The organism is Wolbachia endosymbiont of Drosophila aff. chauvacae BK-2020, from assembly GCF_032848195.1.
Lineage (GTDB): Bacteria > Pseudomonadota > Alphaproteobacteria > Rickettsiales > Anaplasmataceae > Wolbachia > Wolbachia pipientis.
This window is the reverse complement of record NZ_CP136586.1, coordinates 665,614-692,340: the sequence shown is the minus strand read 5'-3', so window position 1 is coordinate 692,340 and position 26,727 is coordinate 665,614. Positions and strand designations below refer to the sequence as shown.

Here is a 26,727-nt window from a genome sequence, read left to right as displayed (position 1 = left end):
CCCAGCTAAAACTAGCTTTAATGCTTAGATATTGTGCTATTTTTGTATAATATACTACTATAAGTATATATTTTTGTAATCGCGTTATTATTTATTTAACAAAGTATTAGTATAATTTATTACACTGGATTAAATGGAGAAAGTTCAATGAGTAAATTACCGAACAATGCAAAAATAGGTAAATCTCAGGTTACTCAGTGGGAGGTAATAAAAAATTGTGAATATGCTGATAATTGCTTGTCAAAAATAGTAACTTTGTACGTTATTAGAATAACTCAGCTATCAGATTTTTATACGAGTGACGAACCTGAAATTAACACTGTTTTAGCAAGAATAAGCGTGACAAGTGAAAATGTATTTTTAAACAAGGCTACTACTATTGAAGTTATGGAAGGTATTTTTCCGTATAAATTCAACAGCAAGAAGAGAAATAACGTATTAAGGTTAGAAGATTTGTATAATTATTTATGTTCTATTGTTAACAATAGCCTTCCAAAAGAAATGCTTGAAAGTCTTGTAAGGGAATATAAGGATGCTGTTAACTTATTTAAAGCAATTACTTAACTGAACGTAGTATTTTTAAGATTTTATTTTCTATTTCAGAAATGCCGCTTTCAAGATCTTTATCTATCAAATACATGGTAGAGAAATATGTTTTCTGCTTACTTTCAACATTGATAGTTAAAGTTCCGGGAGTGATTGTGACTGAATTGGCAAATAACGCAATGCTTTCATCATTATGCCCTTTGCATTTTCTTAGAATAATGATTGGCTCAAGCTTAGATTTGAGTTGTAGCACCTTTTTTGTTACATAAACACTTGATAAAATGATTTGGTACATTAACCATGGTATATAACTTACTAACTTATAAAACGACAGTCTACTCGTACTATTTAAAATCTGGCTAAGAGCTCTTTCAGCGCTTATCAACCTTCTAAAGATAAACGATGTGAATATAGAGGAAAACACTCCACAAAAAATAAAAAACGGCTCAAAATAACCAGACAATACAGTCCATAGAACAAATAAAATTATAAATGACAGAGAAAAAAACTTGATTTCCTTCCTAAAGTTGAGGTTTTTCATAGTCTGTAATATAACTTAAATGACTCTTTAAGGAAAGATAATAACGAATATTTAGGTTCTTGACTTCTATGTTAAAAGATATAAGAGGTTGTCCGGAAACTAGTAAATTCAAGCATATTCCCTCTTTAACATAACCCTACTCATAGCTAGGTATATGAAATTCTCAGTGGATGTTGTGAGTAAATCATACTCCTTCGATAGCCTTCTATTCCTATTAACCCAAGCAAAAGTCCTTTCTACAACCCATCTTCTTGGCTGTACTTTAAACCCTTGTTCTCTTGTTGGTAGTAGCTCAGGTGGCGTATCTTTGTGCACCCAAAATCTACATGGAGGCCTTTTAACAATTTCAATATCTATGTCATATTCTTCCTTTATGTGATTCTTTAAATTTCTTCCTTGGTATCCCATGTCAGCCCACATTTTTTTAACTTTAGTATATTTTGTTCTCATATTGTTTAATGCTATTTTCATACCATCTCTATCATTTTCGTTAGCAGCGCCTACGTAACAACCTAGTATAAAACCCTGAGTGTCTGTAATTATATGCCTTTTTCTACCCTTTACTTTTTTACTTCCATCATAGCCTTTGATCCCCCCTTTTCTGTAGTCTTTACAGATTGACTATCTACTATACAGGCACTCGGCTGCTCATTCCTTCCTATTTTTCTTCTACTATATTTTGTAATTTCATAATTCATTTTCTCAAAAATTCCCTGCTTCTTCCATTGCCTGAACTGCTCATACACAGTCTTCCATAGCGGAAAATCATTTGGTAAATACCACCATTGACACCCTGTACGCAATACATAGAAAATTGCTTCTAATATTTCTCTTTTGCTATACTTTGGCGGCCTTCCTCCTTTCTTGTATGATACTCTGAAGTGTTTTTCTATTCTTGCCCATTCCCTTTCGCTTAGATCTGTTGGATACTTTTTTCTCATCTTTACCCCGTACTAAAATTTCAGATATTATAGCCTTTTACTTGTTTCCGGACAACCTCTAACAACTAAGTTATGTATTTTAAGTGAGGAAGTTATGAAATATGACAAATTTATGGAAATATTAAAAAAAATAAATGACCTTTCAGATTTGAGCAAGGACAATATAGTTGAAAAAATAAAAGCTAAGTTACAAGAAGAAGATCCAGATTTATGTCAAGAGTGGGAAAAGAGTAACCCTGACAACGATAGTGGATCTGGCATAAATTACATATTTACTATATCTCGTGGTCAAAATTCTAAGGAAGTCAAATTGTTACATCTTGCTTCTTATTGGAACTGTGCAAATGTAGCAAAAGCTCTGATTGAAAACGGGGCAGATATTAATGCAGAACATGATAATAAAATTACTCCTTTACATATTGCTGCTCACTATGGCCACGAAGATGTAGTAACCATTCTAACTGGAAAAGGAGCAATTGTTGATGCAAAAAATGGTGATGGATGGACTTCTTTACATTTTGCTGTTGAAAAGAACCACGAAAATGTAGTAAACACTCTAATTGGAAAAGGAGCAAATGTTAATGCAGAAAATGATAAAGGATGGGCTCCTTTACATCTTGCTATTACAAATGGCCACAAAGAGATAGTACAAGTTCTATCAAAAGCAGAAGGAATCAACGTTGATGCAAAAAATAGTGATGGGTGGACTCCTTTACATCTTGCTGCTGCAAATGGCCGCGAAGATATAGTAGAAACTCTAATTGAAAAAGGAGCAAATGTTAATGCAGAAGGTATTGTGGACGAGACTCCTTTACATCTTGCAGCCAGAGGGAGCCATAAAGATGTAGTAGACATTCTAATCGCAAAAGGAGCAACGGTTAATGCACAAAATAATAAAAGATATACTCCTTTACATATTGCTGCTGCAAAGAACCACATAGAAGTAGTAAAAATTCTAGTTGAGAAAGCAGATGTTAATGCAGAAGGTATTGAGGACAAGACTCCTTTACATCTTGCTGCTGCAAAGGGCCATAAGGATGTAGTAGAAACTCTAATTGCAAACAAAGTAAATGTTAATGCAGAAGATGATGATAGATGTACACCTTTACATCTTGCTGCTAAAAATGGCCACGAAGGTATAGTAAAAGTTCTGCTAGAAGCTGGAGCAGACCCTTCATTAAAAGATGTTGATGGAAAAACGCCAAGAGACCTCACTAAAGATCAAGGTATAATTCAGCTTTTAGAGGAAGCGGAAAAAAAGCAAACGTTAAAAAATGAGAATAAAAAAACGCCAAAGGATCTTACTGAAAATAAAGATGTAATGCAGCTTCCAGAGAAAAAGGAAGAAAAACAAATTGGAAAAAATGCAATTGTGAAAGAAAAAGAACAATCTGCAAAAAATGCAATTGTAAAAGGTGTTATTGTGTGTTTTGTAACTGCAGTGATAGTTGGTGTTGCACTTGCATTTGCTACTGCCCTATCTGTACCAGCAATAATTGGACTAGCTGCAGGATCTGCGCTCATAGTTGGTGCTGGTCAATATATAATGTCAAAGCCTAAACCTGAAATGAAAGAAGTAAAGGAACCTGTGCCTAGAGAGACAGAAAAAGCACTTACTTGATTTTTGTTATCCTGTTGCTATCAGACTAGCCTGGCACCTTATATTTATTGGGATAACTGTTTTATTATGAATTAAGTCAAAAACTCTGTAATATATTGAAGCTTAAAGATATCTTTAGATATGGAAGTTATTGCAGAAAATAGGAAAGCAAGGTTTGAATATTTCATCTTAGAAGAATTTGAAGCGGGTATGGTCTTATTAAGCAGTGAAGTTAAATCGCTGAGAGAAAGAAAAGTAAATATTTCCGACGCCTACGTTGTTGAAAAGAATAGCGAAGTATGGCTGCACAATATGCATATTGCAGAATATAAAGCTGCGAACCGAAAAAATCATAAACCAAAAAGGGAACGTAAATTACTCTTGCATAAAAAGGAGATAAATAAACTAATTGGTCAAATCAAGACTGCTGGGATAACTGTTGTGCCGCTTTCGGTCTATTTTAACGATAAAGGATTTGCAAAAACTAAAATTGCCATTGTAAAAGGAAAAAAACTCTACGATAAGAGAGCAACCATAAAACAGAGAGAGTGGGATCGTGAAAAAAGTAGATTGTCTAAGAATAATTTATAGCAAAATATGTCTTTAAATCCAGTAATTTTCAGCATCGGTCCTGTTTCTATATATTGGTATTCCTTAGCCTACGTTTTGGGTATAGTGTTTGCATATTGGTATTTACATAAGCTAGATGACCAAAAAATATTTACTAAGAATTTTTACGATTCGTTATTAACAGCCACTATTGTAGGTATTATCCTTGGAGGTAGACTTGGCTACGTATTGATATATGATCCAGTTCTTTATATAAGCAACCCTATTGAGATATTGAAGACCTGGGAAGGAGGGATGTCATTTCATGGTGGTGCTATAGGAGTTTTGCTTGCAGTAATAATTTCGTGTAAAAGACATAATATCCCTACATTTTATGCACTGGACCTAGTTTCTTGCGGAGTTCCCATAGGTTTATTTTTAGGTCGCATAGGCAATTTTATAAACGGAGAGTTATTTGGCAGAGTTACAACTATGCCATGGGGTATGGTATTTCCAGAGAGTGGTGATAATTTGCTGCATCATCCAAGCCAGCTTTATGAGGCACTTTTTGAAGGACTGCTACTTTTTGCAGTTGCAAATTCACTGTTTTTCTTAACTAGAATAAGACTGTATCACGGTGCGTTAACTGGTATTGCAGTTATGTGGTATGGAATAGCACGTTTTTTCGTTGAGTTTTTTCGCGAACCAGACTATCAAATTGGCTATTTGTGGCTTGATTTAACTATGGGGCAGTTGCTTTCTATACCTATGGTTTTGCTAGGAATGCTTGTATATCTAGGCGCATTAAATTTAAAATTTAATACGAAATCTGTCACATAGAGAAAAGGTGAGTTCAATAGAAAAATGTAGCCAGAAGCCCCACATTATGCACAATTGTACGAATTTTCTGCGTTGCAGTAGAATGAATCGGTGGGCTTTGTTGCATCGCTAGCTATGATGGATTAAAGATAAAAAAGGTGGAGAATATCAGTAGCTTATTATTCTGGTATTTATAACAAGAACGGTCAGTGAATACCTAAATTTGAGTAAAAGAAATTTCACTACCACTCACTAATCTGGCTAAAATTCAAGAATTTCAATGCTTTAGCTATTTTCAATAGAATTAAATTTATTAATATAAATAACAAATTACTATTCTTAAATTTGATCAGATTGATTGCAAAAAAACAAGATTTTCAATAAGTTGCTTATAATCCTAATTATAGTTAGCCTTTCATAAGTAGCGATGCAACAAAGCCATCCCAGTGTCAGCTACTTTCATGACACCATTTGCTGTGCAGTTTACCTTCAAAAATGAATGTTCGTACAGCTATGGAATGAATCGCGGTATGACGTAGCTTCGCTATAGGCAATGAAGGAAATATTAACTATACTTCTTTTTACCATTGTTTATATTTCCTATTCACATATATTAATATTTTACTCACTTAAAGTAAGCTAACTACCGTTATTAATATTTTTGTAATAAAAATTGTATATGGTGCATGTAATCAAATTAAGAGGAAGATTGTGGAAATTACGCCATCAATAAAAAAAGAATTGAAGCAAAGTACTCTATATGTTTGCCTAGAAAAATGCAAAAGTGCATTTTGGTTTATCTTTTGGTTTAGTGCGGGAATCAATTTATTAATGTTATTCCTACCACTTTATACCTCTCAAGTGCTTGATCGGGTGATATCGAGCGAAAGTGTATCAACACTAACTATGCTGACAATTATCACTTTATCTGCATTTGCATGTTCTGCAATGCTTGAAACTTGTCGATATTTAGCCATGGCAAAAATAGGTGATTGGATCGATAAAACTGCAACACCAGATCTGATAGTAAGGTCAATCAGGCTAACGTCAGTGCAGAGCTCAACTTCAAGTGGTGAAGCAATACGAGATCTCGGAGTGATAAAAAATTTCATTACAGGAAATGGTATATTCTCACTGTTTGATACTCCATGGTCGTTAATTTACCTTGTGGTGATTTTCATGATACATACCTCCACGGGGTTTATAGCTATTACTGGAATTATTATATTAGTCTCTATGGCAATATGGAATGAACTTGCCACTAAACGAATATTACAAGAAACCAACGAAGAAACTATACGGAATATCAATGCTATAGATGTTGCAACAAGAAATGCAGAAGTGGTTGAAGCTATGGGCATGTCAGAATTCATAGTCTCTGATTGGTGTAAACGAAATGATCAGAACCGAGCAATGCAAATTAAAGCACAAAATCGCTCTAATGTAATTACTGGAATCACTAAATTTTTGCGCTCAACTCTGCAAATATCAGTAATTGGAACAGGTGCATTACTTGCAATCACAGCTCATAAGACTGCCGGTAGCATCATCGCTGCTTCAATTTTAATGGGTAGAGTATTAGCACCATTTGACGCTGCGGTTCATACTTGGAAGTTTTTAAATCAGGCTAGAATGTCATATGGAAGGCTACAAAGACTTATATTAACATCGCCAAAAAGAGAGCAAACGATGGCTCTACCAGAACCTGAAGGAAAATTGGAATTTGATAGAGTATTTTTTACTCCTTATGGAAGCAATAAGCCGACAGTAAAAGGAATATCATTCATTATAGATCCTGGAGATGTAGTTGGTGTTATTGGTGCAAGTGCTTCTGGTAAATCCACTATCGCAAAATTAACTGTTGGTGTATGGAAGCCAATATCTGGTGTAGTCAGACTAGATGGCGCTGATGTATATACTTGGAATCGAGAAAATTTTGGTAATTATGTTGGCTACTTACCTCAGGATATTGAGTTATTTAACACTAGTGTCAAAGCTAATATTGCTCGCATGAGACCAGATCCAAATCCTGAAGAAATAATCAAAGCAGCAAAAATTGCAGGAATACATGAACTAATACTAAGCTTACCAAATGGATATGATACAACAATAGGAGGTCCTGGAGGAGTAACGCTCTCTGGCGGCCAAAAACAGCTTCTTGGACTTGCCAGAGCTTTTTATGGTCACACAAAACTTTTAGTACTTGATGAACCAAACGCTAACTTAGATAGCAATGGAGAGGCATGCTTAATTAATGCAATTGGCATTGCAAGAAAACAAAATACTACTACTGTTATCATCACTCACAAGCTACCGTTATTGTCCGTAGTTGATAAGGTGATCCTCATGTCAGATGGTATCATTTACGCTATGGGACCAAAAGATGGGATTTTGAGCAAATTAGTTGCTCCATCATCAAGTACCACAGAAGATGAGCGCTCTTCAGCAAATGGTTAGTTTACTTACAATAAATTCTGTATCTGAAATAACAACTGTTCCAGAAAAATATATATTTCTTTACCATTAGAAATAATATTACAAGAATAGTAAATAGATTAATAACTCTTATTAATTAAAGTCAATCGGCAGATATAGCTAAAGTGGCTTAGGTTTACCTACAATTTGAAAAACAACAAATTCGTCTTAATGAATTTTCTTAATTTATTATCTAAATAACTTAATATTAGTGGTAATTTTATAAAAAAATTATAATATAAATAATGTTGCTGCGAAAATTTATAACAATATTTCCCTCTAACGTTTAATGAATTTCAATAAATTGCCTTTTTAATTCTAGATAAGTATATGCTTTGTTAATATGTTTAGTTCAAAATCCAAAAGTAAGTTTATGCTTTCTATTGGAGAAGAAGGCATAATGTTACTATATTTTAAAAATAATACTTTAAATAAAAGGTATTTTGTTAAGGGCAAAAACGATAAAGCAGTTTCCGATTTAATTTCATGTCTTTCGTCAGATAAAAAAGCACCTTTATACCTGGTGCTTAATCATGCAGATCAAAATTACTCGCTACAGTTTATTACAAGGGCAAACAAGATTAGTGCCTATCTATCAGCAAAAACAAAGATGGAGCATTTTTCTCGTAATAATGACATAAGTTCAGTTTTTTGGGTTGAGAAGCCAAACAAATTCAATCAAAACTGGTGCTATCTTCTTGTTTCATCAAAAGCAAAGCATTTAGTAGAATATTGGTTGAATGTGTTGATTGAGATAGGCTCCAACTTTAAGGGAATATTAATGTTTCCTATAGAAATAAGTAATATAACAAAAAAGATTCTACATAAAGATCCTAATAATTGGAAAATTATAGTTGCTGCAACTAAAACGGGAGGCTATAGACAAGTGGTTCTTAAAGAGAATAAAATGGTATTTACGCGCTTAACATCATTTACTAATGATAATTTACCAGGAATTATCGCTGGTGGAATATATCAGGAAGTGCAAGATACTATTCGATCCTTAACTAAGTTTGGGTTTGAAAAAAATAACCCTATCGACCTTTGTATCATAGTGTCAGAAGATATCAAAGCTAGTTTATCAGTCATAAATTTTTCAGAGAACAGTGTGAACATATTAACTCCATATGAGTTAGGCAAACTATTAGGAGCAGAACTAGCTATAAGTGAAAAAGATAACTTTTGCGATACCATAATTTTGTTTCATAGCTTTAAGAATAAATTAGCAGCTATTTTTAATACAAAGGAAACTAAAGAATTTTATCTATTCAATTACCTTTATTTAAACTCTCCTCGAATTTTTCTATACTTCGCCCTGGTTTTAGTTATAACAAACACCCTTTGTTTGCTAAATTTGTATTCAAATTTCAATGTCGCTGATAATTTATCAGCAAAGCAGAACACCTTAAATAACCAATTAACAAAACTTAGCCAAAGCTATAATGTAAAAAAAATAGATGAAATTTATGATTTTATTAATATCAATAATATTTTATCAAAAATAGAATACTCTCCTCTTACACAAGTTAAGTATGTAGAAAAGTTAAAAATACCAAGTATAGAGCTTCGATCATTTGAATGGAATTATAATGAGGCAAAAAGTTATATTACCACAACTTTAAAGTTTAATTTTCAATCCGGTAAAAATATTTCTCATCAATACGAGAAACTACGAAAAAATTTAAACGATAATTTTCGTACCTATGACATTAATATTTCTAGCTTACCTGCTGCTAAAGAGCAAAATCTATCTATTGATGTTGAAATAGGAGAGGCAATGTAGATTAATGACTATCTCTCAATTAAAAAGAAAAGCTACAATTCAGTTTATATCGTATTTGTTATTATCTGTTGGATTAATAGGGTTATTAACATATGTTGTTATCTATAACGAAAAGATTTATAATAAAAACCAAATTGCGATTGATAAAATACGTTCTATTAATTTACAGATTACTGGAATTCAAAAAAAGGAAGTTGTTCTAAATAAAAACCTAGATTTATGGAAAAAAATTTCCTCTTCAAATTTACATAGTAGCAGATACATTGCAAATTTAAATTTCGAGCTTAGCAAGTTATATAAAAAGTACTATATATTAGAACCTGAAATATCAATTTCTATACCCGAAGAAGTTGAGCTCCACAACAAAAGTGAACGCACAAAAGTAATAAAAAGTGAAGTGATCCTAAATTTAAGCTCAATCAGCGATAAGCATATTTTTTTATTTCTACAGTCTATTCCAAATCTGCCAGGTTATGTTATGATCAAATCTCTTATTTTAAATAAGCAGAGAAATATTGATGCTGCAACTATGAATCAGATTTTGAATGGTAATATGATAGAGATAGTGAGAGCTAATATAGTCTTTGATTGGTATACTATATTAAGTAGATAAGGTGATGAACATAAAGCTGTTTTTTATTTTTACGCTACTCATTTCCAATGTTAATGCATATTGCAGTTGTGAAGATATCATAGAAAGCATAGAAATTTGTAAGGAGTATTCTTGCCGACAATATATTGGCAATGAAGATTTTATTGAGCATAAAATATTAGGATTAAATAGTGGAAATTTATGCGTATATATAGAAAAACAAGGTAATGATGAAATGGTTTGTCATCATTCTCAGTATGGAATGATGATAGAAAAAAGATATTTTGAAAGTATTCTTAAAGTTGGCAATCAAGAAATCGACGATTTTATTGATATAGCAAATTTGCGTGCAAAAGAGTGTTTCTTTATCAACAATCAAAAACTAAGCTATACAGATCGGGACGATATAATAAGAGAAGCAGTGGAAAGTGACTTTGACGTTTTGTCACAATATAGTAACGTAAAAAGCATTTTTTTTGATGAAGAGCCAGTTAATAGAATGGTCAATGAAATGGAAAAGTTCAATTTACGATCTTCAAGAGCTGCAAAAGAGGAGGTATCAGATAATTTCAACAGTAAGGTAGTGAGTTTAGACTCAATTTTATATCTTTCTCCCGATACATGGAAAATATGGGTAAATGGAAAACTGTTTATAAATACTAAGGATTTAAAAGTGCACTCAGTCACTGAAAATTATGTAACTTTTGTATGGACCGTAGATCAAAAAGCAATAAAAAAGCATGCGAATGATTCTCAAAATGTATATTTTGGATATGGGAGTATTATGTTTACGCTTTATCCAAAACAAAAATTTGACTTGGATGGCTTATCTATTAAATAACTTAAATATATATGCGCTTGTAGCTCAGTTGGATAGAGCGTTGCCCTCCGGAGGCAAAGGCCGTGGGTTCGAATCCCTCCAAGCGCACTTTTAATTAAATTTGACAATAGTATTTTCACATAAGATAATAAAAGGATTTATTTAGAGCATAATTATGTCTGGTGGTACCATAAACAAAGTCATACTAGTTGGTAATTTAGGAAAAGATCCTGAAATTAGGACTACACAAAATGGAAAAGAAATGGCAAGTTTTTCAATAGCCACGTCTGAAAGTTGGACTGACAAACTTTCCGGTATGCGCTCTGAAAAGACAGAGTGGCATAATATCGTAATTTTTAGTGAAGGATTAGTAAAAATCGTCAAAGATTTTGCACGTAAAGGCAGTAAAGTTTATGTTGAAGGTTCTTTGAGAACTAGAAAATGGACTGACCAAAACGGTGGTGAAAGATACACAACAGAGGTGGTTCTATATAATTTTAATAGCGCTCTTACTCTCTTGGATTCACGAAATAGTGCGCCAAATTCTGATTACAAGCCAAGTGAATACAAACAAGGTGAAACAGAACAAAAAGATAAACACGAAAGTTTTGACAACGATATAAAAGATGAACTACTCGACGATGAAATACCATTTTAACAATTTAAATTGAAATCTACATTTTTATGGACTGCTTGTGTTACTCCTTTTAATTGCAATGGAGATAGTATAGATTATAGCAGTTTGCAGCGTTTACTGACAATGCAAGTTAAAGCTGAAAATGGCGTAGTGTTGCTGGGTAGCACAGGTGAGAGCCTATCGCTTACTGATTCTGAAAAGCGTACATTAGTTGAATTCGTATGTAAGCTAAAATTAAATACGAAAATTATAATTGGCGTACCAGGAGTGAATCTATATCAGACTCTTGAATGGCTTGATTTTTGCAAGGGTATGCCTATTCATGGCTATCTAATGACAACTCCCATTTATGCAAAGCCCGGAATTATGGGGCAGACTTTATGGTTTGAAAAGCTGCTTGAGAAAGCACATGTGCCGGTTATGTTTTACAATATTCCATCAAGAGCAGGAATAAATCTTCACGCTGAAACTGTACGCAACTTATCCAGCCACGAAAAATTTTGGGCTATCAAAGATTCAAGTGGCACTGTTGATACTTTAGCTCAGTATAAGAAAGTTGCACCAAATATTGAGGTCTTTTGTGGAGATGATAATATGATATCCGATATGGCCGCTTATGGTGCGGCTGGCCTGGTTTCCGTTGCTTCCAATGTTTGGCCATATGTAGCACATGAATATGTTAAGAAGTGCCTCAATGGCAGGAACCCTCAGGCAGATATCTGGCAACAGGCTTGCGAAGCCCTATTTATTGCCAGCAACCCAATACCCACTAAAGCACTTTTGCATGATATTCGGCTCATAGAACATCAAACTGTCCGCCTACCGCTCAGCACAGAAGACTTGCCTTCTGTTGAAAAATTGAGGCAAGTCAATAAAATGATTCTTGGATGGAAAGAATTGGCTACTCTCTAAATAGTCTTGCAACTTTGATTTAATATACAATCCAAGTTTCATTTGAACACTCCCAAACTTATCACTTTATGCCACTGGTCTTCATCTAAAATTTCTACACCTAATTCCACTGCCTTTTTATATTTGGATCCTGGTTTTTCTCCTGCAATTAGGTAGTCAGTTTTAGCAGAAAGATGTGAGCTGACCTTTGCTCCCAGAGTTTTGGCTCTTACTTTTGCCTCTCCTCTACTCATAGCAAGTAGCTTACCAGTAAACACTATAATTTTATTATTTAAAACAGAGTTACTAGAGTTGGAGCTCACAGGAAGAATTTGAAGACAAGCAGTAAGATCATTTAACATTTTGATGTTATGTTCCTTAGAAAAAAATGATTCCAAAGATTCAGCCCCTTTTTTTCCTATGCCATCTATACCTACTAGCTCAGTATTATCTAATGACAGTTCAATCATCGAATTATACCAGTTATTATAAGAAACATAATAATCTGCAAGCAATTCTGCTGCAACTTGGCCAATAAATCTAATACCTAAAGAAAATATAAACCTATCTAGAGTTATTACCCTTCTGCTTTGTATAGAATTTAACAAATTAGCTATAGATTTCTCGCCCCAACCAGACTGTTCTTCCAGATTAAATTCATCCAATCTTTCTTCTAAAGTAAAAATATCATGGATTTGTTTTATCAGACCAAGGTCGTAAAAAAACTCTATCTGCTTATCACCAAGGCCAACAATGTCAAATGCATCTTTCGATACAAAATGCTTTAGTTTTTCTATCATTTGAGCTTTACAGGCAAATTCCTCAGGACATCTTACTGCTGCCTCTCCCTCAACCTGACCTACTTTACTACCACATTCAGGGCATACTTCAGGAAACACAAATTCAGGTGTATTTGGAAGACGAGAATCTCTGCTTACTTCAACGATCTGGGGAATTACATCACCTGCCCTTTTGATTGTTACAATATCTCCCTCTCTTATGTCTTTACGTTTTATCTCATCTTGGTTATGCAGACTTGCTCTACTAACTAGCACCCCACCAACATTGACTGGCACTAAATCTGCAACTGGAGTTAAAACCCCTGTTCTGCCCACCTGTATAAATATCTTGTTTAACTTTGTTTTTGCATAAACCGCAGAAAACTTGTATGCAAGTGCTGAGCGCGGTGCTTTGTGAGTATTCCCTAGACGATTTTGTAGTACCAAATCATTTACTTTATAGACTATTCCATCAATATCATAATCCAAGTTATAGCGACAGTTATAGACTTCATTATAGAACTTCAGCATTCCATCTAAACTACTCGTTAAGGACTGATGCTCATTTACGCAAAAACCAAGTGCCTCAAGCTTATTTAGTACCTCACTTTGACTTTTCTCTGCTCCACCAATCAAAGAATAAGCAAAATATCTAAGAGGTCTGCTTGCTGTAATGTTTGCATCCAATTGCTTTAGAGAACCAGCGGCTGCATTTCGAGGATTGGCAAATTCATCGTTTTCATTTAACTTTAAAAAGTCGCTGTTACTGATGTATATTTCACCTCTTACTTCTAGTCTTCCTTGCACACCTTGCAAAAACTTAGGAAAGCCTTTTATTGTTGCAACATTGTGAGTGACATCTTCCCCTACAAAACCATCACCTCGAGTTGCAGCTTTAACAAATCTTCCATCCTCATAAATTGCAGAAAACGACAACCCATCAATTTTTGGTTCACATAATATCTCTATTTTGTCCTCAATTAAAAACCTCTTTATTTTAGACAAAAATTTCTCTACACCTTGTTCATCATAAGCATTCTCAAGGGAAAGCATAGGTTCTTGATGTTCCACCTTAGAAAACCTCTCATCAGGTGGAGCACCAACACTATCTTGTGTTGCATAAATTTCTGGCTCTATTTCAGCTAACTTTTTCTTCAGTTCATCATATTCAGCATCACTTATTTCTGGCTTATTTTTTTGGTGATACAAAACATTATGATAATTTATTTGATCTTGCAGTTTTTCTCTCATCTTTTCTAAGTTAGTCATGATACCAATATAATGCTACATTAGCCTTTGTCGTCAAGCTGTGAATTTTCTTGAATTTATCATATGGTCTTAATCCATCAAATATCAAAGGTGCCACAATGCTATAGCCATACTTATTCTTCTCTTGCTCAATTGTATTAGCAGATCTCGCTTGCTCTAGCCATATATTTATATAAAATTAAAATAAATTAGAGTAAACAATATTGCTATTTAAATGCTAACAAGATTCGCTCCAAGCCCAACTGGCTACCTCCACGTAGGAAACGTACGAACTGCCTTGGTTTGTTGGATGTACACACGCAATCAAAACGGAAAATTTTTACTCCGTTTTGATGATACTGACCTTCAGCGTTCAGATGTCAAATATATAAATGATATCATAGAAGACCTAAAATGGATTGGCATAGATTGGGATGCAAGTTTTAAGCAATCAGAGCGCTTTGAGCGTTACAATGAGGTGTTTTTGCAGTTAATAAAAGAAGGGCATATTTATGCATGCTATGAAACAAGAGAAGAGTTAGACATTAAACGAAAATTGCAGTTAAAACAAGGATTTCCCCCGGTATATGACAGAAGCGCGTTACTTCTAACTGAGCAAGAGAAAATTCGTTATGAGCAAGAAGGACGAAGACCACATTTTAGATTTAAATTGGATAGAAATGAAGTTGTAAAATGGAATGATGAAGTTAAAGGTGAAATAAATATTGCAACCAGTAGCGTCAGCGACCCTGTGGTAAAAAGAGAAGATGGAATTTACACATACATGTTACCTTCTGTTACTGATGATGTTGACTTTAATGTAACTCATATTGTACGCGGGGAAGATCATGTAACTAATACCGCAGTGCAAATCCAAATGATTAAAGCATTAAAAGCGAAAATCCCTACATTTGCTCACCTGCCTTTGCTACATTTTGATGATAGCAAGATATCGAAACGGAAAGGCGGGCTGGATATCAAATCTATAAAAGAAGATGAAATTGAACCGATGGCACTAGTTAGTTATTTAGTGAAGCTTGGAACATCCAATCCAATTGAAGCTTGCGCCTGTATGCAATCTTTGATTGATTCATTTGACATTAAAAAATTTAGCTCAGCATCTGCACAATTCAGCTTGAGTGAAATGTATAAGCTAAATAGCAAAGTGCTGCAACAAATGCTATTTGAAATGGTGCAAGACCGTTTAAATCAAATTGGAGTGGGCTCCTCAGAGTTTTGGTATTTTATAAGGAACAATATAGAAAGGTTTTCTGAGGTGGCCAAGTGGTGGAAAATATGCAAATCTGATATAGAGCCTGTGATTCTTGATAAGGAGCTTATAAAAATTGCGTTCAATGCATTGCCCCAAGGTGATTGTAATGAAAACACGTTGTCAGAATGGGTCAAAACTATTCGACAAACAGTGGATATAAAGGCAAAAAACCTATTTACGCAGTTGCGTTCAGCTTTAACAGGAACAGAAACAGGACCAGAGCTCGCTAAACTATTAATTTTTATCGGCAAAGAAAATATCATTGCAAGGTTAAAAGAAAAGTGAAAACTAAAGAATTATAGCTAATGCAATCCCTACGTCATACCGCGATTCATTCGCGGTATCTCTCAGCCGCTAACAAGAGATCCCGCTAACAAGCAGCGGGATGACGGTTGTCGTTTAGCCATAAACATTAAGAAATTCACCAAACGAAAAAAAAGGCAAAAGAAGCCCCGTGGTTATTATCCGCTTTAAAATATTGGCGTTTTTTATGTTTTAAACGCTTGACAAGCGAGATTCAGCCGCTTTTAATTGCAACTAACTTACGCTGCAAATGTTTAAGAAATTTACTAAGCAGAAAAAAAGACAAAGAATCCCCGAGTTAGCTAGTCTTTTACTATCTCTGTCGAGTATTGGCATTTTTTGATGTCTTGTAACGCTTTATAAGCGCGTTCAGCTTATTTAGATAAAAATCTAGATGTAGATGAAGTTTTGTAAAGACATACAGTATCTATATACTGCAAAAAATTGAACATAAGACGCCGATACATTAAGTAATCCTTACCTTTTAATCTGCAGATTGGCGAAAGCAAATACAATAGCTTCACTATCATGATAAGGGAGCTGGCGGAGTTTGTCAAGTAAGTTTTTGTATTTTAATTTTAGAATTTTATAGGCTTTTGTTCTCATGAAAATTATGTTCTCATGAGTAAATTAATGTTATCCTTTTTTGTTGATCTAAAGTTTTTTATGTTCATACACTTGCGTGTTCATAGTGTTTATTCGCTGCTTGAAAGCTCGGTTAAAATTGAGGAGCTGATCGGCCTTTGTTTGCGAAATAAAATGCCAGCGGTTGCAATTACTGATTCAGGTAACTTGTTTGGCTCACTTGAATTTGCAGAATATGCGGCAAGTAGGGGAATACAGCTAATAATAGGATGCAATATTATAGTTAAACATTCAGAACAAAATTTACCTATATTATTGCTTGCAAAAAATGAGCAAGGGTACACTAATTTAGTCACTTTGGTGAGTGAGTCTTTTAGAAAGCGCAAGAATAACAGCGATATTCCTTACGTTGATTTTGATGAGCTATTGAATTTAAGTACGGGTCTGATCGCTTTAACCGGTGGATGTTTGGCTCAACTATTGTTGGGGCAAGATAAAGAAACGGTTGAAAAACTGCTTTCAGCATTTAATGGTCATTTATATGTTGAATTGCAGCGTCATGGGCTGAATAAAGAGCTAGAGCTTGAAGAAGCTTTGATAGACTTTGCTTATCAGCGCAATATACCACTAGTTGCAACGAACGATGTGTTTTTTCCAAATAGGTCTGACTATGAGGCTTATGATATATTAACGTGTATATCGGAGGGGAGTTATGCCCTGGAGAATAACAGAAAGAAGTTAACTACCGAGCATTACTTCAAGTCTGTGGTAGAAATGGAGGAGCTGTTCAGCGACATTCCCGAAGCAATTCATAACACTTTAGTGATAGCTAAGCGGTGCTCTTACATGCCAAGAAGCAGGCAGCCTATTTTGCCTAAATTTCCTTGTCGAGAAAATAAAACTGAGAATGAAGAACTGAGGGAGCAGGCAGTTGCAGGATTAGAATTCCGTATTGCGAATGAGACAGACATAGACCTTAAACAATACTACGATCGGCTGAATTACGAACTGAGTGTGATAACTTCGATGAACTACGCTGGCTACTTTTTGATAGTTTCTGATTTCATTCGTTGGAGCAAAGCAAATGGCATTCCAGTTGGTCCAGGAAGAGGCTCTGGTGCTGGATCAATTGTTGCTTGGGGCTTGCAGATTACAGACCTTGATCCAATAAAGTTTGGCCTAATATTTGAAAGATTTTTGAATCCTGATCGTGTATCGATGCCTGACTTTGATATCGATTTCTGCCAAGAGAAAAGGGACCTGGTTATTGATTATGTTCAGAAAAAGTACGGTTATGTTGCTCAAATAATCACTTTTGGTAAATTGCAGGCAAGGGCAGTATTGCGTGATGTTGGTAGAGTATTGCAAATGCCTTACTCTCAAGTGGATAAAATATCTAAAATGGTTCCATTTAATCCAGTAAATCCTGTAACTTTATCACAAGCGATAGAGTTTGATCAAAACCTGCAGAAAGAGCGGGATAGTGATGAGGTAATTGCAAAGCTTCTTGATATATCGCTAAGGCTCGAAGGAATATATCGTCACGTTTCAACTCATGCTGCTGGAATTGTAATATGTGATCAAAAGTTGGAAAATTTTGTTCCTGTGTACTATGATCCAAATTCGGCTTTGCCAATCACTCAATACAGCATGAAATATGTGGAGAAAGCTGGGCTAATAAAATTTGATTTTCTTGGGCTTGGTACGCTAACGCTAATAGATCATGTATGTCGTTTAATTAATCGTGATGGAAAAAAGATTGATATTTCTTCAGTTCCTTTAAATGACCAAAAAACCTATGAGATACTCTCAAGCGGTGATTCAATTGGAGTGTTTCAGCTTGAAAGTTCGGGAATGAGAGAAGCTTTAATTAAACTAAAACCGGACTGCATTGAAGATATTATCGCTTTAATTTCCCTTTATCGTCCAGGACCTATGGATAACATTCCAACTTATGTTGCAAGAAAACACGGACTTGAAAAGCCAGATTATATTCATCCGTTACTTGAGGAAGTATTAAAAGAGACATTTGGGGTAATAATTTACCAAGAACAAGTGATGGAAATAGCCCGTATTCTTTCCGGGTATAGCTTAGCGGAAGCAGATTTGCTGAGACGTGCTATGGGTAAGAAAATCAAGGAAGAGATGGATAAACAACGTGAACTTTTCATCCAAGGGGCAACGAAGAATGGCGTTGATTACGACAGGGCAAGTTATATCTTTGACCTTGTTGCAAAATTTGCTGGTTATGGGTTCAATAAATCTCATGCTGCAGCATATGCGGTGATATCTTATCAAACGGCTTACCTTAAAGCTAATTATCCATTAGAATTTTTTACAGCACTAATGAATCTGAATATTGATGATAGAGATAAACTGAATTTATTTTATCATGCAGCAAAGTTTAGTGGCGTTACCGTTCTTTCACCTGATATAAACAAGTCTCAAGCTGAATTCTCAATAGAGGATGAACGCATACGTTATGGTATTGCTGCCTTGAGGAATGTTGGTTTTTCTATAGCGGAAGGAATAGTGAACGTACGTTCAAGCGCTTGTAAGGACATATGGGAATTCATTCAAAATTCAGGTCATATAATAAATAAGAGAGCGCTAGAAAGCCTGATTAAATCCGGAGCATTCGATAGCGTGCATAAGAACAGAAAGCAGCTATATGAGTCAATGGACACGCTGATTTACTTTGCAAATAAAAACAAACAGGATAGAGAATCAAGTCAAACTGCTTTGTTTGGTAGTCTTGATGTCCTCAAACCGAAACTTGAGAATGTGGAAGATTTTGATGAAGAGGAAAAATTAGAACATGAGTTATTTTCACTAGGATTTTATTTAACTAATCATCCGCTTGAAAAATTTAGAACTCTTCTGGAAAAGTTAAATATTGGGTTTATCGGAGAAAATAGAACAGCAAAAACTGCTGGGGTAATATTAAATGCACGTATGAGAACTTCAGAGCGTGGAAGGTTTGTTATCCTCACACTTTCTGATCCCCATAACGTTTCTGAAATAGCATTCTATAATAATGAAATAATAGAAGAAAAAAGAGATTTATTTTCACCAGGAACATTTGTGATAATTGATCTTGAAGCTTCGGAAAATACAACAAGATTAGCAGGCAAGGATATATCTGAGTTTACAAAAAGAGTCACTTCTACAATAAAAGAATTAGTTCTCACCACTGAGTGCACGGATTCGCAAAAAGCCGCTATGGAATTAAACACAATATTGAAAGATGAAGGCAGAACCAAAATAATGCTAAAACTTCTTCTCGAAAAACATAAAGTGAGCATCTTATTACCAGGTGCATACTCAATTGCTCCTCAAGTAATTTATGAAATATCTAATTTAAGCTGGATTAAAGGCGTAGAAATTAATACAAATAACTTGCTTATATAAAAAAGCTTTATATAATGAAATATTTAATCGTTATTAAAGGAAGATATAGTGAATCTTTATGAATTTACTTTTATAGCACAACAAGGATTGTTACAGCAAGAAGTAGAGGAGATGGTCCAAGAGCTAGCTGTTTCATTGAAAAATATTAAAGCAGATATTATGTTCCAGCAAATCAGGGATATTCTGAAAAAAGGAAATGACAAGCTTACAAAACAAGAGTTAGAAGTGCGTGCTGAGGACATTAAAGAAAGTCTAGTTGCTTACTCTGATTTCTTGGAAGATCTTACAAAAATTTTATGGGTTGAATTAGAAGAAGATCTTTCAAATTTGAAAGAAGTGAAGTCAAAAATCGATAAAGAGTTGAAAGATGACCTAAAAGATTTAGGAATAACGCAAGATTTTACAAAATTTCTAGGAGGCAGTACTAAAAGTGCGTTTATCCATAACGCAGTAAATGCTTTGAAGAGAAATATTTCAGAACATCTAATAAAGATTTTTCAAGATATTTTGAAAGATTTTAGAATAAACGGTCCAACTCAATCGAGCAAAGCGTTGGAAATGCTTTTGAAAAACATTGAAGCATCAGGATTAATCAAGTATGAACATTGGGGTCTTTTGGATTTTGCATATCACAAAAATAAAATGAAGAGCGGTCATTATTGTATAATGTGCATAAGTTCTACTGCAAGCATTCTGGATGAATTTATGCGTAGAATGAAACTTAATGAGAACGTTATTCGCCACTTTCCTGTGCAGGTTGATAAAATTTTTGAAGGTAAATCTCATATGATGAATAAACAAATTGAGGAGCAAAGCGCATAATGATGAAAAGACGAAATAGTTTTAATAATTCTTACGTATCTGTAAATAATAGGACTGGCTTTAGGCGTTCTAAAGTTTGCCCTCTTGCTGCGTCTAAAGATGAAGACATAGATTATAAGAATATAGATTTATTATCCAAGTTTACCTCTGACTATGGTAGGATATTACCTAGAAGATTAACAGGCGTATGTGCAAAAAAACAAAGGAAGTTACGCTTAGCGATCATAAGGGCACGTTTTTTAGCTCTTATTCCTTACTGTACTAAAAAAGTTTAGGTAATTTATGTTGATAATTTTAAAGGAAAATATAAGGACTTTAGGTAAGCTTGGTGAAGTTGTCACAGTTAAACCAGGTTATGCACGTAATTTTCTTTTTCCACAAAGAAAAGCGGTGAAAGCTACCAAGGAAAATTTAACAAAGCTAGAGGAGCAACGTTTATTACTGGAAGAAGAGAATATAAAAAGATTAAATGTAGCAAAAGAGCTTGCGTTGTCACTACATGATAAGTTTGTGGTATTAATAAAGCAAGCTTCAGAGGATGGTAAAATTTTTGGTTCTGTAACAACACGTGAAATTGCGAAAATTTTACTACAAGAAGGACATGTGATAGATCACCGTAGTTTATCTTTTGGTGGAGTAAGCATCAAAAACTTGGGTGAATACCAAGTAAACGTAGAATTACATAGTGAAGTAGTAGTACCAATTACTATATACGTCGTGAAATCCGAAACAGATGCAAATGAGCTAAGGCAAGTAAAATTGCAAAATCAGAAGTCTGAGCAACAAGAGGCAGAGCAAGATGCGAATAAAGAAGCTACTGATGGTGATGATAGCTGATCAAAGATGATCCCTTGTTATAGTCGTAAAGAAATGTCTGCCATGGCTAAGCTGGTGTCATCCCAGTGCTTCCCTCATGTCATCCCAGTGCGTGACACTGGGATCCAGTTTATTTCATCATGGACATTATTTTATGCTTCTAGAATCCGTTGTCCATTGAATAATTTGCAAATACTTTTATACCTGGATTCCAGTGTCACGCACTGGAATGACACCATTATTGGAGTAAATCAAAAATGATCCCACGCTATAGCCGTAAAGAAATTTCTGCCATGGCTAAGCTGGTTTCATCCCAGTGCTTCCCTCATGTCATCCCAGTGCGTGACACTGGGATCCAGTTTATTTCATCATGGACATTATTTTATGCTTCTAGAATCCGTTGTCCATTGAATAATTTGCAAATACTTTTATATCTGGATTCCAGTGTCACGCACTGGAATGACACCATTATTGGAATAAATCAAAAATGATTCCCCGCTATAGCAGAAAAGAAATGTCTTCCATTTGGGAGGAAAATAATAAATTTAATATATGGCTTAAAATAGAAAAATTAGCGTGTGAAGCTCAAGCAAAGTTAGGAGTGATTCCGAATAATATTGCTGAGAACCTCTCTGGTGCTATTGAATTTGATGTTGAATGTATCAACGAAATTGAATCCATTGTAAAACATGATGTTATAGCTTTTCTGACATATATTGCTAAAAAAGCGGGAGTTGATGTTCGTTATCTTCATTATGGAATGACAAGTTCTGATGTTTTGGATACATGCCTTGCGGTGCAACTGAAAGAGTCCTGTGATATTTTGCTCGAGAATCTAAAAAATTTACTTGCAGCATTGAAAAAAAAAGCTGAGGACTATAAAGATATTGTTTGTGTTGGACGCAGTCACGGAATGCATGCAGAACCAACAACTCTTGGAATAAAATTTGCCAGATTTTATGCTGAATTTAAACGCAATTATCAGAGATTAATTAGCGCGCAAAAAGAGATCTCAATTTGTAAAATATCAGGTGCAGTAGGCAATTTTGCAAATGTTGATCCGTTTGTTGAAGAATATGTAGCGAAAGAAATGGGACTCATACCTGAAACCATATCATCTCAAATCATTCCTCGTGATAGACATGCCATGTTCTTTTCAGTTTTGGGAGTAATTGCAAGTTCAATAGAAAATGTTGCTGTTGAAATTCGTCATTTGCAAAGAACTGAAATCGGCGAAATTTCTGAGCATTTTTCCACTGGGCAGAAGGGAAGCTCTGCTATGCCACACAAATGTAATCCTATTTTAAGTGAAAATCTGACTGGACTCTCACGTTTAATACGCAGTTATGTTTTTCCTGCGTTAGAAAATGTTGCATTGTGGCACGAACGTGATATATCACACTCGTCTGTGGAAAGATGCATTGCTCCTGATGCTTGTATAACAATGGATTTTGCTTTAGTGCGATTAACAGATTTGATAGATAAATTGGTGATCAATAAGGAAAACATTGAAAAGAACTTAAATTCTTCAAAAGGTTTAGTTTTCTCACAGCGTGTATTGCTTGAGTTAGTAAATAGTGGTTTGGCGAGGGAAGAGGCGTATAAAATTGTTCAGAGCAATGCAATGAAAGTGAAACAAAACAACAGTGATTTTCTGGCCGAATTGAAACAAGATAAACCCTTACTTAAGGTTATTAACTCGGAAAAACTTGAATCTTTGTTTGATTTGAAGTATTATACGAAACATATAGATCGTGTGTATAATAAGGTTTTTAATTAGGCTGAGTAGCTCAGTTGGTAGAGCAGGAGGATCATAATCTCTTGGTCGGGGGTTCAAGTCCCTCCTCAGCCACTCGAACTAAACTATGTTTAGCAAAGCAGTGCTATTGGTGAAACCCAGTGTCAGTTACTTGGAATGAGTTGTATATCCACTCAGGTGAGGAGACAATGGATAAGAGATTGTGAAAAGGGTTTAGCTTTTGGCCTATGATCTCTTTAAATGACAGAATTTCACTACAAAACTTAACTTTCTTCTATGCAGTTAGCTAAGTCAAGAAAGGTGAATCTATCTCTTGTTGTAAACGCAAGATCGACCACTTTACAATATTGTTCTTTATTCCAACTGAGGTGCTCTGGTAAGTGTGGAATTGATAGATCTTCAAATATTTTTTGCAGGTGTTTTGCAGGTAGTAAATTTTGCTTAATTAAACTGGAAATATTATGCCATTCTTTACAAATAATCTCTTGGATTTTTTGCTGCATAATTTGCTTCTGTTCAAAAGTTCTTACAAATTCGATATTATCAAAGTACTGAGTTATATGTTTTACATCTAAAGTGGTCGGTTTGATAATCGGGTTTTGTATTGATAATATCTTTTCCTGTAAATTAGCCATAGTAATCGTTGTGACAGCAATTTTTTCACCATGTAGTGAGGAATAATCTTTTGTTACCATTTCCATTGCGTGAGCTATCATATGCTCTCCTTGGCTTGCAGAATAGCTGCCTTTTGACATCACCATTCCAAGTCCTGAAATTAGTAGAACTTCCATAAGTAATAGGACCTCTTTTCCACTTCTTTTAGTAAGCGCCGTATATTCTCTTAGCAAAATTTGCTCCAAATCGTGAACAAGTGTAAAAGGTAATTCATTGTATTCTGTGCTAAGCAACAAATGAGATAGTAGCCAGTCAGCCTGAACTGTTGAACGACAAATGAAATCTGCAAATCCGCTTAATGTGAGGCGCAGTGGCGCATTGGCAAGTATGTCTATATCTATATATATTGCTCTTGGAAGATGTGCTTTGAACGATTTTTTATATCCATTTACTAATATTGAAGCATTTGCGGATGTATATCCATTCATAGAAGCGGCTGTTGGAAAGGATATATAATCTTTTTTCTCGAGGTAGCTTGCATATTTGCAGATATCGTTAACGGTGCCGCTACCAAATGCAACTATTAAGTCACTGTCTTTTACTTTGTTTCTCACTAGATTTACGGTTTCAAGAGAGGCAGCTCTGCTTGGTGTCATTTCTCTACTTGATGTCATCCCAGCGCGTGACACTGGAATGGCAGGTGGGGTTGGAATAATTAAATGAGAAATTTTATTAAATACGTTTTTGTTTAAAAGTTTTGCTGTATTTTCATCTGCAACTAGAAAGATGTCATTTCCGTGTTGTGTGCATATTTCATAGATATCATCAGCAAGGTGGTAATCTGTTATTACTTCCCTTAGAAAAGTTTGTTCGGTTTGATGTAATATTTGTTTTAAATAGTGCATAGAGTGTTTACAATATAGCAGTATAAGTATTTTAAGATTGACATGAAAATTGACCCTGTAGAGCTAACTAGGAAATTGATCTCTTTTGAGAGTATAACACCAGAAGACAGCGGGGCAATAGAGTATATAGCAACAATCTTCAAGAAGAGCGGCTTTGATTGTGAGATTTTAGAATTTGGTGATAAAGTTAAAAATCTTTATGCGAAATATATAAATGGAGTACCAAATTTGTGCTTTGCTGGGCACGTTGATGTTGTACCACCGGGTCAGTTAAAAGATTGGGCATTTGGTCCATTTAAACCAGAAGTGAGGGATGGAATGCTATATGGAAGAGGGGCCGCTGATATGAAAAGCGGAGTAGCTGCATTTATTGCTGCTATGGTAAATTTGATTGCAGAGAAGTTTCAATTTAATGGTTCAATAAGTGCATTGATTACCAGTGCTGAAGAAAGCATGGAAGAATATGGAACAAAGGCAGTTTTGGAATGGATGAAAAATAAGCAGAAAAAGATAGATTTTTGTGTGGTTGGCGAACCAACCAGTAGTGAGAAATTAGGTGATACCATAAAAATAGGCAGAAGAGGTTCTGTAACATTTGAATTAATTTGCCATGGAAAACAAGGGCACGTTGCCTACCCAGACCTAGCAGACAATCCAATATATAAGGTAATATCGATATTGAGTAAGGTAAAAAATACTACTTTTGATCATGGTAATAAATATTTTCAGCCTTCACATTGCGAAGTTACTACTATCGATGTTGGAAATAATACTAGCAATCTAATACCTGGCTCAGCAACTACACGTTTTAACATTCGATATAACAATGAACAAACACCGGGTGGCTTATATAAGCTGATTGATGAAATATGCTCCAGTGTAACTAACGATTATAAACTTTCTATGCATAGCAGCAGGGACGTTTTCCTCTCTACTCCCGATAGAAATACTGATATTATGCTTGATGCAATAAGTAAGGTTACCAACATTGATGCTATACTTAGCACAAGTGGTGGCACATCTGACGCTGCGTTTATCAAAGATGTTTGTCCAGTGATTGAATTTGGTATAATCAACAAAACTGCACATCAGATAAACGAATGCGTATCAGTAAACGATATACACAAGTTAACAGCTATATATAAGGAATTTATAGAAAATTATTTCAATCCCACTAATAAAATATTGAATCAGGTCAACGTAGTTAGTAATATATCTAGTGGTCCATTGTTAGCTTAGATGTAATCAGATCTCTTGCATAACTGTTGTCTGAATAACAACTGGTGTCATTCCAGCAAAATGTGTCAAGTAAGTTTTTTCGTTTCTATAGCTACTTGGATGACAAAAGAAGAAATACTAGACTTTATACCTTTTGCACTCAAATTCACATAAATCATGAATTATGCACGTTTCACACGAAGGTTTCTGTGCTTTGCAAACATATCTACCATGCAAAACTAGCCAATGATGAGCATAAAGCAGGTATTTTTTGGGAACCACATTTAAAAGAGATTGCTCTGTTTTAAACACATCTTTTTCTTTCACAAGCCCAATTCTATTGCTCACTCTAAAAACGTGAGTATCAACTGCCAATGTTGGAATGCCAAGCCCCGAATTTAAGAGCACATTAGCGCTCTTTCTTCCCACTCCCGGCAAAGACACCAAATCATCGAAATCAGTAGGCACTTTGCTATTGTACCTCTCAATCAATATTTTGCTGAGCCCGATTATATTTTTTGCTTTGGAATTATATAAACCGATACTATTTACACGTTTTTTTAGCTCGTTTTGCCCAAGATTCAGCATTTTTTCTGGCGTATCAGCGATATTAAAAAGTTCTCTTGTAATTTTGTTAACGCTTACATCGGTCGTCCGTGCTGATAAAACTATTGCGACCAGAAGCGTATAATGATTGATATAATTTAGCTCTATTTTTGGTGCAGAATTTGATTCTTGAAACTTTTCAAATATCAATTCTACTTTTTTTGAGTCCATGCATAGAGCTAAAAGCCTATAC

24 protein-coding genes and 2 tRNA genes are annotated in these 26,727 nt (G+C 34.8%); 21 read left to right on the top strand and 5 right to left on the bottom strand.

Translation table 11 applies throughout. The features are described 5' to 3' along the window. The first annotated feature begins 147 nt into the window (after positions 1-147). Positions 148-564: a hypothetical protein gene (locus R0F62_RS03625; RefSeq protein WP_010082489.1), complete on the top strand. Its 417-nt coding sequence runs from the start codon at positions 148-150 to the stop codon at positions 562-564. Here R0F62_RS03625 and R0F62_RS03620 read toward each other — a convergent pair. Both R0F62_RS03620 and R0F62_RS03615 read right to left on the bottom strand, forming a co-directional pair. Further along, entirely contained in the window at positions 557-1,087 is a 531-nt protein-coding gene (locus R0F62_RS03620) for a Na+/H+ antiporter subunit E (protein WP_264707357.1), read from the bottom strand. The two genes, R0F62_RS03625 and R0F62_RS03620, sit on opposite strands and share 8 nt — an antisense overlap. A 108-nt stretch (positions 1,088-1,195) precedes the next feature. Then, positions 1,196-2,028 (bottom strand): IS5-like element ISWpi1 family transposase gene (locus R0F62_RS03615; protein WP_317051323.1). Its coding sequence is split into 2 segments (ribosomal slippage): positions 1,196-1,659 and positions 1,659-2,028, totalling 834 coding nucleotides; the frame shifts between segments, so codons are not numbered across the junction. Positions 2,029-2,122: 94 nt separating this feature from the next. Between R0F62_RS03615 and R0F62_RS03610 the strand changes: the two genes are divergently transcribed. The 10 genes from R0F62_RS03610 to dapA all read left to right on the top strand — a co-directional run bounded on the left by R0F62_RS03610 (position 2,123) and on the right by dapA (position 12,215). Then, a complete protein-coding gene (locus tag R0F62_RS03610) occupies positions 2,123-3,649 on the top strand; it encodes an ankyrin repeat domain-containing protein (RefSeq protein ID WP_317051322.1) in 1,527 nt (508 codons plus the stop codon). A gap of 120 nt (positions 3,650-3,769) precedes the next feature. Continuing rightward, the gene (gene smpB / locus R0F62_RS03605) at positions 3,770-4,219 is read left to right on the top strand and encodes an SsrA-binding protein SmpB (protein WP_007548863.1); all 450 of its coding nucleotides are present in this window, start codon (positions 3,770-3,772) and stop codon (positions 4,217-4,219) included. A 6-nt stretch (positions 4,220-4,225) separates the two neighbouring features. Further along, complete coding sequence (gene lgt / locus R0F62_RS03600) at positions 4,226-5,017, top strand: prolipoprotein diacylglyceryl transferase (RefSeq protein ID WP_010962823.1); 792 nt, start codon at positions 4,226-4,228, stop codon at positions 5,015-5,017. Positions 5,018-5,707: 690 nt separating this feature from the next. Continuing rightward, positions 5,708-7,453: a type I secretion system permease/ATPase gene (locus R0F62_RS03595; RefSeq protein ID WP_274979367.1), complete on the top strand. Its 1,746-nt coding sequence runs from the start codon at positions 5,708-5,710 to the stop codon at positions 7,451-7,453. 361 nt (positions 7,454-7,814) lie between these two features. Continuing rightward, positions 7,815-9,254 (top strand): hypothetical protein, encoded by a 1,440-nt coding sequence (locus tag R0F62_RS03590; RefSeq protein WP_316659834.1) that lies wholly within the window; start codon positions 7,815-7,817, stop codon positions 9,252-9,254. A 4-nt stretch (positions 9,255-9,258) separates the two neighbouring features. Further along, positions 9,259-9,867 (top strand): hypothetical protein, encoded by a 609-nt coding sequence (locus R0F62_RS03585; RefSeq protein WP_010082450.1) that lies wholly within the window; start codon positions 9,259-9,261, stop codon positions 9,865-9,867. A gap of 4 nt (positions 9,868-9,871) precedes the next feature. Next, positions 9,872-10,687, top strand: coding sequence for a hypothetical protein (locus R0F62_RS03580; RefSeq protein ID WP_274979365.1), 816 nt, complete (start codon positions 9,872-9,874; stop codon positions 10,685-10,687). Between the two features lie 13 nt (positions 10,688-10,700). Beyond that, positions 10,701-10,774 (top strand) — tRNA-Arg (locus R0F62_RS03575). 67 nt (positions 10,775-10,841) lie between these two features. Continuing rightward, positions 10,842-11,324: a single-stranded DNA-binding protein gene (gene ssb, locus R0F62_RS03570; protein ID WP_010082448.1), complete on the top strand. Its 483-nt coding sequence runs from the start codon at positions 10,842-10,844 to the stop codon at positions 11,322-11,324. 9 nt (positions 11,325-11,333) lie between these two features. Beyond that, positions 11,334-12,215: a 4-hydroxy-tetrahydrodipicolinate synthase gene (dapA, locus tag R0F62_RS03565; RefSeq protein ID WP_274979364.1), complete on the top strand. Its 882-nt coding sequence runs from the start codon at positions 11,334-11,336 to the stop codon at positions 12,213-12,215. A 38-nt stretch (positions 12,216-12,253) separates the two neighbouring features. Here dapA and ligA read toward each other — a convergent pair whose 3' ends face one another. Beyond that, entirely contained in the window at positions 12,254-14,242 is a 1,989-nt protein-coding gene (gene ligA, locus R0F62_RS03560) for an NAD-dependent DNA ligase LigA (RefSeq protein ID WP_274979363.1), read from the bottom strand. A 214-nt stretch (positions 14,243-14,456) separates the two neighbouring features. Between ligA and gltX the strand changes: the two genes are divergently transcribed. The 9 genes from gltX to R0F62_RS03515 all read left to right on the top strand — a co-directional run bounded on the left by gltX (position 14,457) and on the right by R0F62_RS03515 (position 23,283). Beyond that, positions 14,457-15,779, top strand: a complete 1,323-nt coding sequence (gltX, locus tag R0F62_RS03555; RefSeq protein WP_010962828.1) for a glutamate--tRNA ligase — start codon at positions 14,457-14,459, stop codon at positions 15,777-15,779. A gap of 684 nt (positions 15,780-16,463) precedes the next feature. Then, positions 16,464-19,793 carry a DNA polymerase III subunit alpha gene (gene dnaE / locus R0F62_RS03550; protein WP_274979302.1) on the top strand — a complete coding sequence of 1,110 codons (3,330 nt, stop codon included), beginning with the start codon at positions 16,464-16,466 and terminating at the stop codon, positions 19,791-19,793. Between the two features lie 48 nt (positions 19,794-19,841). Further along, positions 19,842-20,615, top strand: a complete 774-nt coding sequence (locus tag R0F62_RS03545; protein ID WP_010082465.1) for a 30S ribosomal protein S6 — start codon at positions 19,842-19,844, stop codon at positions 20,613-20,615. Further along, positions 20,615-20,890 carry a 30S ribosomal protein S18 gene (gene rpsR, locus R0F62_RS03540; protein WP_007548890.1) on the top strand — a complete coding sequence of 92 codons (276 nt, stop codon included), beginning with the start codon at positions 20,615-20,617 and terminating at the stop codon, positions 20,888-20,890. Before R0F62_RS03545 ends, rpsR begins: the two co-directional genes overlap by 1 nt. A 7-nt stretch (positions 20,891-20,897) precedes the next feature. Beyond that, entirely contained in the window at positions 20,898-21,452 is a 555-nt protein-coding gene (gene rplI, locus R0F62_RS03535) for a 50S ribosomal protein L9 (RefSeq protein ID WP_274979293.1), read from the top strand. Between the two features lie 6 nt (positions 21,453-21,458). Further along, positions 21,459-21,692, top strand: coding sequence for a hypothetical protein (locus R0F62_RS03530; protein ID WP_182282649.1), 234 nt, complete (start codon positions 21,459-21,461; stop codon positions 21,690-21,692). Further along, the gene (locus tag R0F62_RS03525; RefSeq protein WP_138344574.1) at positions 21,689-21,922 is read left to right on the top strand and encodes a hypothetical protein; all 234 of its coding nucleotides are present in this window, start codon (positions 21,689-21,691) and stop codon (positions 21,920-21,922) included. The genes R0F62_RS03530 and R0F62_RS03525 overlap by 4 nt, the downstream gene beginning before the upstream one ends. Then, entirely contained in the window at positions 21,919-23,211 is a 1,293-nt protein-coding gene (purB, locus tag R0F62_RS03520) for an adenylosuccinate lyase (protein WP_010962833.1), read from the top strand. Before R0F62_RS03525 ends, purB begins: the two co-directional genes overlap by 4 nt. Further along, positions 23,211-23,283 (top strand) — tRNA-Met (locus R0F62_RS03515). The genes purB and R0F62_RS03515 overlap by 1 nt, the downstream gene beginning before the upstream one ends. A gap of 170 nt (positions 23,284-23,453) precedes the next feature. Here the strand turns inward: R0F62_RS03515 and R0F62_RS03510 are convergent. Further along, positions 23,454-24,710 (bottom strand): iron-containing alcohol dehydrogenase, encoded by a 1,257-nt coding sequence (locus R0F62_RS03510; RefSeq protein ID WP_010082501.1) that lies wholly within the window; start codon positions 24,708-24,710, stop codon positions 23,454-23,456. A gap of 42 nt (positions 24,711-24,752) precedes the next feature. Here R0F62_RS03510 and dapE point away from each other — a divergent pair, with 42 nt between their 5' ends. Further along, positions 24,753-25,949: a succinyl-diaminopimelate desuccinylase gene (gene dapE, locus R0F62_RS03505; RefSeq protein ID WP_010082500.1), complete on the top strand. Its 1,197-nt coding sequence runs from the start codon at positions 24,753-24,755 to the stop codon at positions 25,947-25,949. Positions 25,950-26,066: 117 nt separating this feature from the next. Here dapE and nth read toward each other — a convergent pair whose 3' ends face one another. Further along, positions 26,067-26,705, bottom strand: a complete 639-nt coding sequence (gene nth / locus R0F62_RS03500; protein WP_317051321.1) for an endonuclease III — start codon at positions 26,703-26,705, stop codon at positions 26,067-26,069. Positions 26,706-26,727 lie beyond the last annotated feature (22 nt).

Coding starts and splice junctions, on each gene's coding strand:
- R0F62_RS03625 (WP_010082489.1), top strand. CDS start 148: ATGAGTAAATTACCGAACAATGCAAAAATAGGTAAATCTCAGGTTACT.
- R0F62_RS03620 (WP_264707357.1), bottom strand. CDS start 1,087: ATGAAAAACCTCAACTTTAGGAAGGAAATCAAGTTTTTTTCTCTGTCA.
- R0F62_RS03610 (WP_317051322.1), top strand. CDS start 2,123: ATGAAATATGACAAATTTATGGAAATATTAAAAAAAATAAATGACCTT.
- smpB (WP_007548863.1), top strand. CDS start 3,770: ATGGAAGTTATTGCAGAAAATAGGAAAGCAAGGTTTGAATATTTCATC.
- lgt (WP_010962823.1), top strand. CDS start 4,226: ATGTCTTTAAATCCAGTAATTTTCAGCATCGGTCCTGTTTCTATATAT.
- R0F62_RS03590 (WP_316659834.1), top strand. CDS start 7,815: ATGTTTAGTTCAAAATCCAAAAGTAAGTTTATGCTTTCTATTGGAGAA.
- R0F62_RS03585 (WP_010082450.1), top strand. CDS start 9,259: ATGACTATCTCTCAATTAAAAAGAAAAGCTACAATTCAGTTTATATCG.
- R0F62_RS03580 (WP_274979365.1), top strand. CDS start 9,872: ATGAACATAAAGCTGTTTTTTATTTTTACGCTACTCATTTCCAATGTT.
- ssb (WP_010082448.1), top strand. CDS start 10,842: ATGTCTGGTGGTACCATAAACAAAGTCATACTAGTTGGTAATTTAGGA.
- ligA (WP_274979363.1), bottom strand. CDS start 14,242: ATGACTAACTTAGAAAAGATGAGAGAAAAACTGCAAGATCAAATAAAT.
- gltX (WP_010962828.1), top strand. CDS start 14,457: ATGCTAACAAGATTCGCTCCAAGCCCAACTGGCTACCTCCACGTAGGA.
- dnaE (WP_274979302.1), top strand. CDS start 16,464: ATGTTCATACACTTGCGTGTTCATAGTGTTTATTCGCTGCTTGAAAGC.
- rpsR (WP_007548890.1), top strand. CDS start 20,615: ATGATGAAAAGACGAAATAGTTTTAATAATTCTTACGTATCTGTAAAT.
- rplI (WP_274979293.1), top strand. CDS start 20,898: ATGTTGATAATTTTAAAGGAAAATATAAGGACTTTAGGTAAGCTTGGT.
- R0F62_RS03530 (WP_182282649.1), top strand. CDS start 21,459: ATGATCCCTTGTTATAGTCGTAAAGAAATGTCTGCCATGGCTAAGCTG.
- R0F62_RS03525 (WP_138344574.1), top strand. CDS start 21,689: ATGATCCCACGCTATAGCCGTAAAGAAATTTCTGCCATGGCTAAGCTG.
- purB (WP_010962833.1), top strand. CDS start 21,919: ATGATTCCCCGCTATAGCAGAAAAGAAATGTCTTCCATTTGGGAGGAA.
- R0F62_RS03510 (WP_010082501.1), bottom strand. CDS start 24,710: ATGCACTATTTAAAACAAATATTACATCAAACCGAACAAACTTTTCTA.
- dapE (WP_010082500.1), top strand. CDS start 24,753: ATGAAAATTGACCCTGTAGAGCTAACTAGGAAATTGATCTCTTTTGAG.
- nth (WP_317051321.1), bottom strand. CDS start 26,705: ATGGACTCAAAAAAAGTAGAATTGATATTTGAAAAGTTTCAAGAATCA.